Source organism: Acinetobacter sp. Colony158 (assembly GCF_019264745.1).
Taxonomy (GTDB): domain Bacteria; phylum Pseudomonadota; class Gammaproteobacteria; order Pseudomonadales; family Moraxellaceae; genus Acinetobacter; species Acinetobacter ursingii.
Genome location: NZ_CP078523.1, coordinates 1769806 through 1778023, shown reverse-complemented (window position 1 = coordinate 1778023; position 8218 = coordinate 1769806). Strand labels below are relative to the sequence as shown.

Sequence of the window (8218 nt, the reverse complement as noted above, 5' to 3'; positions counted from 1 at the left end):
GTACTTCTTGAGCCAATTGCGCGGTTTTTTCAGCCGTCCAGATACAAGGAATGCCAGCATGGGTCAAAATCGTTTGATCATTTGGAAATAAACACAACGGCTGACGACGTAACCAATCAATCAGTTCATCTCCATCAATCGCATCGAAAACTTGCTGCGTGTTATCCTTCACTTTGATTTTTTTAAAGCCACGCGCAGTCGCAATTAAAGTTAAATCATGATTTCCCAACACGGTATAAGCTGCACCACGTTCTGCTAATTTTTTAACAAAGCGTAAAGTGCCGACCGAGTTTTCTCCACGTGCCACTAAGTCCCCTGCGAACCAAATCACGTCTTGATCAGGATCGAAGCGGATTTCTTTGAGTAAGGCTTTTAATGCTTCAAAGCAGCCTTGTACGTCACCAATCACATAGTTATAGCGTTTAGACATCTTAATTACCCAAGCATACGATCAGATAACGCCACAAATTGCGCTAGCGTTAAAGTTTCAGGGCGTGCCATTGGGTCAACACCCGCTTGTACAAAACCATCCTCATCCAACATTCCTTTTAAACTGTTTCTTAAAGTTTTACGACGCTGGGTAAATACATGTGCAACCAACCGCGATAAGGCTTTTTCATCCTTCGCTACAATCGGCTTTTCAAGATAAGGAACCAAGCGAAAGACCGCACTGGTCACTTTCGGCGGCGGATTAAATGCGCCAGCAGGCACTTCAAACAAAAATGTCGGCTGACAATAATATTGAATCATCACCGACAAACGACCATATTCTTTGGTATTGGGTGCGGCTGTAATTCGCTCGACCACTTCTTTTTGCAGCATAAAGTGCATGTCTTTGACTTTGTCGCCAAATTCCAAAAGATGAAAAAGTAATGGGGTCGAAATGTTATAGGGTAAATTTCCCACAACACGCAGTGGACGACCCTCTTGCGCTAATTGGCTAAAATCGTACTTGAGTGCATCTGCTTCAATAATAGTTAAACGCTCTGGATGCGGTACGCGCTCAGGTAAACCCGCTGCCAAATCTCGATCCAGTTCAACCACTGTCAGCGCATCACACTCCCCGATCAGTGGCGAAGTCAAGGCGGCCAGACCAGGGCCAATTTCGACAATATTATCACCAGGACGCGGATTGACTGAGCGCACGATTTTGGCAATCACACGCTGATCATGCAAAAAGTTTTGACCAAAACGCTTACGAGCTTTATGCCCTTCTTCTTTCGGGTTTAGGGCATTAATTTGATACATAAAAACATTCCAACATAAATCAGTTATTGACGCGCCAAATCTAGCGCCAGATCGACCGCAACCTGCAAACTTGAACTTTTGGCTAAACCTGTAGCCGCAAGCGAAAGTGCCGTGCCATGATCGACCGAAGTGCGAATAAACGGTAAACCCAAGGTAATATTGATGGCTTCACCAAAGCCCTGTGATTTTAACACAGGTAAGCCCTGATCGTGATACATCGCCAAAACTGCATCTGCTTCTTTTAAATGTTCAGGGGTAAATAAAGTGTCCGCAGGCAGACATAAACTCATGTTGACACCTTTGTGACGATAGCTTTCAAGCACAGGATTAATCACCTCGATTTCTTCCCGACCCAAGTAACCATCTTCGCCTGCATGAGGATTCAATCCACAGACTAAAATTCGTGGCTGTGCAATCTTAAATTTGCTTTTTAAATCATTCAGCAAAATATCAATCACCTGATGTAAGCGTTCAGCTGTAATCGCATCCGCAACAGCACGTAAGGGTAAGTGCGTAGTGGCTAAAGCCACTCGAAGAGTTTTAGTTGCTAGCATCATCACCACACGGGCAACGCCTGCAAACTCCTGATAAAACTCAGTATGTCCGCTAAAAGCAATTCCTGCATCATTGATCACCGATTTTTGTACAGGTGCAGTTGCTACTCCTACACTTTTCCCCGTCATGGCATATTCAGCAGAACGCTTTAATTGCTCAATCACATAAGCTGCATTTTGGAAATTTAACTCCCCTGCAATAACGGGAACATGTAAAGCAACATGTTCGATATAAAGCTGACCTTTTTCACAAGAGTTGGGTTGTCCATGATACTCAATCAGTTCAACCTCAATTCCCAATTGCTGGGCACGTTGACGCATTAAATCCTGATCGACCAGAACCACAAGCGGTCGTTCATCCAAACGTTCAGCAAGGCTTAAACAAATGTCTGGACCAATCCCCGCAGGTTCACCACTGGTAATATATAAAGGACGTGTCATCAAATCGCACTCGTATCAATTTTCATCGATTGCAGTATATTCAATTTTAACGTTTCGTCGGGTAAAATAATGTGGTTTAAAATCGATTATTTCTTGTGAAAGCTGATGGATTCGTTTAGAATCTCGTCTCCTTTTGTTTGGGCAGATTCCACCGTCCAAACCAACTATAATAGGTAGTAGTAATGAAAACTCTCAGCGCTAAGCCTGCTGAAGTACAACACGACTGGTACGTTGTTGATGCTTCTGGCAAAACTTTAGGTCGTCTTGCGACTGAAATCGCTCGTCGTTTACGCGGTAAGCACAAGACTTCTTATACACCTCACGTTGACACCGGTGACTACATCGTTGTGATCAATGCTGAACAAGTTCAAGTGACTGGTAACAAAGCACTTGATAAAAAATACTATCGCCACACTGAATTCCCAGGCGGTTTAAAAGAAACTAATTTCGAAAAATTAGTTGCTCACAAACCTGAAGAAATCTTCCAACGCGCTGTGAAAGGCATGTTGCCAAAAGGTCCTCTTGGTTATGCAATGATCAAGAAGATGAAAGTGTATGCTGGTAGCGAGCATCCTCATACTGCTCAACAGCCACAAGTTTTGGACATCTAAGGGATAAAGCACATGGCAACTAATTATGGTACAGGTCGCCGTAAGACCGCAACTGCACGTGTTTTCTTATCAGCTGGTACTGGTAAACTCGTGATTAACAACCGTACTTTAGAGCAATATTTCGGTCGTGAAACTGCTCAAATGGTTGTTCGTCAACCACTTGAGTTGTTAGAAGCAACTGAAAAGTACGACCTTTACATCACTGTTAAAGGTGGTGGTATCGGTGGTCAAGCTGGTGCTATCCGTCACGGTATTACTCGTGCCTTGATCGCATCTGACGAAACTTTAAAACCAGTTCTTCGTCAAGCGGGCTTCGTTACTCGTGATGCACGTGAAGTTGAACGTAAAAAACTTGGTTTACGTAAAGCACGTAAACGTCCTCAATTCTCTAAACGTTAATACGTTTTTCGAGTTGGACAAAACCCCAGATATTCTGGGGTTTTTCTTTATCTAAAATTTTTTACTTATTGCCCTTTACAATACTCGCTAGGTGCCAAGCGAATGTTCCAAACTTATTTAACGGGGTATTATCTTTTTAGATGTATTTTTAGTATCCTACACCATCCAGTTTTTTAGTTTTTTGAGATATGTCTGTCGAAAATGCATCGCTTCAAGGAATTACGCTTTATAGTCATGCAGATGATTTTCGCTCACACTGGATACGATTTTTACTCGCAGAAAAACAAATCAAACATCACTTAATTTTAGTAGATCATGAAGATGAAGACCTTGCGAGCTTAAATCCCTACAATCAACTGCCGATGCTACTAGAAAATGATTTAAAACTATTTTCGACTGCAATTATTTCAGAATATATCGACGATCGTTATCGACAAAATAAGCTGTATGCCGATGCGCCAAGTACTCGGGCAGAACAACGCCAATATATCTGGCGTTTTGAGCAGGACTGGTTTAAGCAAGCTGATATCATGCTCAAACATGCGGATACTCTGGATCTTACACAAAAAGCCAAAACTCAAAAAGAATTTAAAGATACTTTAATTTCACTTGCTCCATTGTTTCAGCATTTTCCATACTTTATGTCGGAAAACTTTGGAATTTTGGACTGCATGATTGCTCCCATGTTTCTCAGGCTGCAAAGTATGGGAATTGAATTATCGCCTCAACAATCTCGTCCTTTATTACTCTATTGTAATCGTGTGTTTAGTCGTCCTGCTTTTGTTAAATCCATGACACAGCAGGAAAAAACGCGCTATAGTGCCTTAGTAAATCGTTAAGTGAGTTTATCATGTCAAATCAGGAAATAAATTTAAGCCCTACCCGCCCATATATGGCACGTGCAATTTATGAATGGATTTGTGATAACCAACTCACGCCTTATTTATTGGTTGATGCGACTCAGCCGTATACTTCCGTTCCAGAACAATTTGTTAAAGATGGACAGATTGTTTTGAATATTGCCCCTCATGCAGTTCATCAATTTCAAATGAGTAACGATGCGGTTAGCTTCTCTGCCCGTTTTGGCGGTGTTGCTCGTGATATTTATGTCCCTATTTCTGCTTTATTGGGAATTTATGCACGTGAAAATGGACAAGGATTATTCTTCGACCCTGACGAATATGCCAATGTGCAAACGACAGAAGATACTTTAAAATCAAATACTCAAGACCAAGTTGAATCTGAAACACCTAAGAAAAAACCAAGTTTACGATTATTAGATTAAATTTACGGAGTATCCGATGGCTTTTGATTTAGTACATTATTTTGCTGAGCAGACTGAAATTCAAAAGCCTCAGCTATTTTCACAATATTCACGTGAAAAGCGTAGCCATTATATTTTTGAACTCAATGCCTTGGTTTTGGGAAAATTGATTCAACTCTGGCGTGAAGATGAAAATAAACTTTACCAAGAAATTCATAAAATTGATCCCTTGTACCTACAAGAGATTGCTCGTCATCTTGTTACCTCCTCAAACAATCAATTAGAATTAGCCCCTAAAGAGCAAGAACAGGCATTGATGGAGATTTTGGAACTACAATTTTCTGAGATTAAACAACTCGATGATACAGGAAATTTTGGTCCCACTGGGTTAAAAGAACTATTGGCAGGTCAAATTGAGCATTTATCTGGACAGGCTGATGATTGGGTTTGGTCAACAAATCAACTCACAGAACTCATTGGGACTAAACCTCAAGTTTCAGAAGAGCTATCATTAGATGAAACCATGAAGGAGTTTAATCAAATGGTCCATACTGCACAACAACCCACCGAAACAAATCACCATAACACGATTGAAATTCAGGAATTATCTATTCCTGCATGGTCTAAAATTGTGGCGCCAATAGTGGCTTTGGCAATTTTGGTTTTTTTATATTGCCAATATTCAAACTTAATTCATTAAGACAGATTAAAAAGAGTGTTTAAAAAATAAGAGAGTATATACTCTCTTATTTTTTATTTACCTTATAGTTAACAAATAATGTCACTTCATCACATTTATTATTTTTAAAAAATATAATTTGTTACACTTGTAATTTTAGCTTTTTTGATCAAATTTAATGCGATAAAAATCACGTTTAAATGATCAATATGCATTTAAAAATACATTTTTCTCAATTTAACTTGGCTATTCTAATCAATTAAAAGACTCATCATTACAGGTTCTAGTATATGTACTATTGATTTAGCCAAGGCACTTTTGAATAATAAAAAACTCCTACTATTTCACTCTGAATAAAAATCAGGAGTAGTAGAAATTATAAATAATCATATCTTAATAAATAGGTAAAAATATGGCGAAATTATCACTTGATGGATTAACCAGTATTGATGGTTTCAATGCTGCGGCATTAGTTGATACTGAAAGCGGTTTAGCGCTAGCGACTCAAGGTGGGGGTAATATTGATTTAGAACTTGCAGCAGCAGGCAACACTGAAGTTGTCCGTGCTAAGCGACGCGTTGCAAATGCACTCAAGCTCAATGATGAAATTGAAGATATATTAATCACACTAGGTAAGCAATATCATCTTATTCGCCCTTTAGAGAGCAATAGCAATATCTTCTTATATCTAGTTTTGGATCGCTCAAAATCTAATTTAGCGATGGCCCGCCATGAACTAAAAACGTTTGAGAAAGAACTCGATTTTGCTTAATGATCATTAGCCCTTTAATCAATCAAATGACTTAAGGGGCTATTAATTTTGTACTGTCCAACGTTGAGATACAAAAAGATATTATGAATGGACACTGCATTAATATTGCAATTTCTGGCTTAGGATTAAAAAGTTCAGATGAATTAAAAATAGAATTAAGAAATGCTATTCCAGACCAATATGGTATTAACTGGATAAATGCGGCCGATCCTAATATTGATTTACTTCTCATTAATGAATCTTTTTTTGAAACTGACAGCATTCAAAAAATTTTAAAAAGTAAAAAATTTCCATTTTTAAAAATCGTAAAAAACCATAATTTATCGGGTGATATCAATAATAATACTTTGTATTTACCTTTTAATCATAAAATTGAACCACTCAAACAGTGGATACATTTAAGATTATTAAATTATTTATCAGATGATGAAGGATTTAAGACAAACCTAACTGAGCAAAGCACTTCAATATTAAAACCGTCAACTTTTAAACATATGCTCAATCCTCAAAATGCGCGTTTACATTTATTTGATGATCATGGAACATTGGCAATCATTGATACACGAAGTCAAATTGCTTGGTTAGAGCCGACTCGAACCACCACCCGGACTAATCATAGCTTCCAATATGATTTTGCAATGACCGCTGATTTTGTCAAAGTTTCACGCAAGTCTGAATATCTGTTAGAAAATTGGTTATGGAACCTCGTTTGGAATTCTCACGAACTACACACTTTGGCAGATGATATCCAATTTTATCAATTAGATTACTGGCCACAGCCTTTCAGCACAAAAAATCAAAAAAATATATTACGACTGAGTGTATGCTTTATTCAAGGCGCTGAACTCACTGAAATCGCAAAACAGCTTAGCCTACCACTTCATACCGTGAAACAATTTATAGCGGCTTGTATTGCATCTGATAATGGAAATGAAATTGCGGCAACACAAAGTAAATTTTCACAACATTTGAGTACTCAAAATGATGAAAACCAAAGTTTTTTAAACAAATTTTTCGGTAAATTGCGCCGCCGCTTTGGAATATAAGGAAGATATATGATCTTACAGCAATATAAAATTGTTTTTGCAGGGAGCATGGGAGCAGGTAAAACCGAAGCTATAAAATCACTGTCGGAAATTCCTGTATTGGCTACAGAAGCTTTCAACACTGATCAAGCAGCACATGAAAAACAACAAACAACCGTAGGTATTGATTATGGCGAGATTACACTCGAAGATGGCGTAAAAATTGGGCTATACGGAACACCAGGTCAAACCCGTTTTGATTTCATCTGGAGTGTTATTTGTGAGGGCGCGATTGGAGTCATTTTACTCATTGATCACTCAGTTGAAGCACCTTTAGAAGAACTCGAAGCTTATTTAGAAAGCTTCAAGTCCCAAAGCAATAATATTGCTATTGGCATTACCCATGTCGATCAAAACAAAGAAACACCACTTTCTATCTATCGTGACTGGCTAAAACAAAACCAATATTCTTATCCACTATTTTTTATTGATGCACGTAAAACTGATCACATATTATTGATAGTCGAATCACTTATCGCATCATTAGAAGTCAATTACAACCTAACAAGCTGAAACTAAATTTGAGGTAATAGCCATGTTTGCTTTAAAAGAACAACGAAGAATTGCCCCTCCTGAGCTTATTCAATACGCAAAGAATGAAGTTCAAGATATTATTAATAACGTGCGCGGAATCGATTTTATTATGCTTTGCTCCACTGATGGCTTTGAACTCACAACGATCACTAAAAAAAATCATTACAATGCAAGCAAACTAGCCGCTGTTAGTAGCTCTATTTTAGCAATGGTGAGTGCTTTTCTTAAAGAAATACAGCTCATTGGGTGTCAAAGTATTACTTTAGATGCAGAAAATGGTAAAGCTGTCTTAACCTCAGTACCTTCAGCTCAACATCCAATGATTATCGTGACGCTGAGTAGTAAAGACGTACTCCTTGGACAACTCCTTTTTAGCTTAAAAAAAGCAAGTCAAAATATTATTAAGCAAGAAGGTTAATTAATTTTCTATTTATTGCATCTATTTTATTGATAAAAAAAAGCACCCTCATCTGTATAAAGATGAGGGTGCCTTAGATTTAAAAGCTGGCGATGACTTACTCTCACATGGCTAACGCCACACTACCATCAGCGCGAAGAGGTTTCACTTCTGAGTTCGGGAAGGGATCAGGTGGTTCACTCTTGCTATTGTCGCCAGCAAACTGTTGTGGTG

The 8218-nt window shown here is 38.5% G+C and carries 12 protein-coding genes and 1 rRNA gene; 9 read left to right on the top strand and 4 right to left on the bottom strand.

What is annotated here, in order from left to right:
• From JR005_RS14690 to pdxA, 3 genes are all read right to left on the bottom strand, one after another.
• Positions 1-430, bottom strand: a 430-nt coding sequence (locus tag JR005_RS14690; RefSeq protein WP_228731658.1) for a symmetrical bis(5'-nucleosyl)-tetraphosphatase, incomplete at its 3' end; no start/stop codon positions are given.
• Positions 431-435: 5 nt separating this feature from the next.
• On the bottom strand, positions 436-1248 hold the full coding sequence (gene rsmA / locus JR005_RS07320; protein ID WP_004995026.1) for a 16S rRNA (adenine(1518)-N(6)/adenine(1519)-N(6))-dimethyltransferase RsmA: 813 nt from the start codon (positions 1246-1248) through the stop codon (positions 436-438).
• A gap of 23 nt (positions 1249-1271) precedes the next feature.
• Positions 1272-2243, bottom strand: a complete 972-nt coding sequence (gene pdxA / locus JR005_RS07315) for a 4-hydroxythreonine-4-phosphate dehydrogenase PdxA (RefSeq protein WP_004995030.1) — start codon at positions 2241-2243, stop codon at positions 1272-1274.
• 182 nt (positions 2244-2425) lie between these two features.
• On the opposite strand from pdxA, the gene rplM reads away from it, so the two are divergent.
• The 9 genes from rplM to JR005_RS07270 all read left to right on the top strand — a co-directional run bounded on the left by rplM (position 2426) and on the right by JR005_RS07270 (position 8005).
• The gene (gene rplM / locus JR005_RS07310) at positions 2426-2854 is read left to right on the top strand and encodes a 50S ribosomal protein L13 (RefSeq protein WP_004992400.1); all 429 of its coding nucleotides are present in this window, start codon (positions 2426-2428) and stop codon (positions 2852-2854) included.
• Positions 2855-2866: 12 nt separating this feature from the next.
• Positions 2867-3253: a 30S ribosomal protein S9 gene (gene rpsI, locus JR005_RS07305; RefSeq protein WP_004992397.1), complete on the top strand. Its 387-nt coding sequence runs from the start codon at positions 2867-2869 to the stop codon at positions 3251-3253.
• Between the two features lie 188 nt (positions 3254-3441).
• Positions 3442-4092 carry a glutathione S-transferase N-terminal domain-containing protein gene (locus tag JR005_RS07300; protein WP_004995032.1) on the top strand — a complete coding sequence of 217 codons (651 nt, stop codon included), beginning with the start codon at positions 3442-3444 and terminating at the stop codon, positions 4090-4092.
• Positions 4093-4103: 11 nt separating this feature from the next.
• Positions 4104-4538, top strand: coding sequence for a ClpXP protease specificity-enhancing factor (locus tag JR005_RS07295; RefSeq protein ID WP_044434667.1), 435 nt, complete (start codon positions 4104-4106; stop codon positions 4536-4538).
• A gap of 16 nt (positions 4539-4554) precedes the next feature.
• Entirely contained in the window at positions 4555-5217 is a 663-nt protein-coding gene (locus tag JR005_RS07290) for a hypothetical protein (RefSeq protein WP_218664809.1), read from the top strand.
• 391 nt (positions 5218-5608) lie between these two features.
• Positions 5609-5968 (top strand): hypothetical protein, encoded by a 360-nt coding sequence (locus JR005_RS07285; protein ID WP_004992387.1) that lies wholly within the window; start codon positions 5609-5611, stop codon positions 5966-5968.
• Positions 5969-6051: 83 nt separating this feature from the next.
• Positions 6052-7014, top strand: coding sequence for a hypothetical protein (locus JR005_RS07280; protein ID WP_218664808.1), 963 nt, complete (start codon positions 6052-6054; stop codon positions 7012-7014).
• Between the two features lie 9 nt (positions 7015-7023).
• Positions 7024-7566: a GTP-binding protein gene (locus tag JR005_RS07275; protein ID WP_218664807.1), complete on the top strand. Its 543-nt coding sequence runs from the start codon at positions 7024-7026 to the stop codon at positions 7564-7566.
• Positions 7567-7588: 22 nt separating this feature from the next.
• Positions 7589-8005: a roadblock/LC7 domain-containing protein gene (locus JR005_RS07270; protein WP_218664806.1), complete on the top strand. Its 417-nt coding sequence runs from the start codon at positions 7589-7591 to the stop codon at positions 8003-8005.
• An 84-nt stretch (positions 8006-8089) separates the two neighbouring features.
• Here the strand turns inward: JR005_RS07270 and rrf are convergent.
• Positions 8090-8204: ribosomal RNA gene (rrf, locus tag JR005_RS07265) — 5S ribosomal RNA — on the bottom strand.
• Positions 8205-8218 lie beyond the last annotated feature (14 nt).

Bases quoted from the DNA above. Each gene is read 5' to 3' on its own strand.
- JR005_RS07270 (WP_218664806.1), top strand. From the start codon at position 7,589: ATGTTTGCTTTAAAAGAACAACGAAGAATTGCCCCTCCTGAGCTTATT.
- JR005_RS07280 (WP_218664808.1), top strand. From the start codon at position 6,052: ATGAATGGACACTGCATTAATATTGCAATTTCTGGCTTAGGATTAAAA.
- JR005_RS07295 (WP_044434667.1), top strand. From the start codon at position 4,104: ATGTCAAATCAGGAAATAAATTTAAGCCCTACCCGCCCATATATGGCA.
- JR005_RS07290 (WP_218664809.1), top strand. From the start codon at position 4,555: ATGGCTTTTGATTTAGTACATTATTTTGCTGAGCAGACTGAAATTCAA.
- rplM (WP_004992400.1), top strand. From the start codon at position 2,426: ATGAAAACTCTCAGCGCTAAGCCTGCTGAAGTACAACACGACTGGTAC.
- rsmA (WP_004995026.1), bottom strand. From the start codon at position 1,248: ATGTATCAAATTAATGCCCTAAACCCGAAAGAAGAAGGGCATAAAGCT.
- JR005_RS07300 (WP_004995032.1), top strand. From the start codon at position 3,442: ATGTCTGTCGAAAATGCATCGCTTCAAGGAATTACGCTTTATAGTCAT.
- JR005_RS07275 (WP_218664807.1), top strand. From the start codon at position 7,024: ATGATCTTACAGCAATATAAAATTGTTTTTGCAGGGAGCATGGGAGCA.
- rpsI (WP_004992397.1), top strand. From the start codon at position 2,867: ATGGCAACTAATTATGGTACAGGTCGCCGTAAGACCGCAACTGCACGT.
- pdxA (WP_004995030.1), bottom strand. From the start codon at position 2,243: ATGACACGTCCTTTATATATTACCAGTGGTGAACCTGCGGGGATTGGT.
- JR005_RS07285 (WP_004992387.1), top strand. From the start codon at position 5,609: ATGGCGAAATTATCACTTGATGGATTAACCAGTATTGATGGTTTCAAT.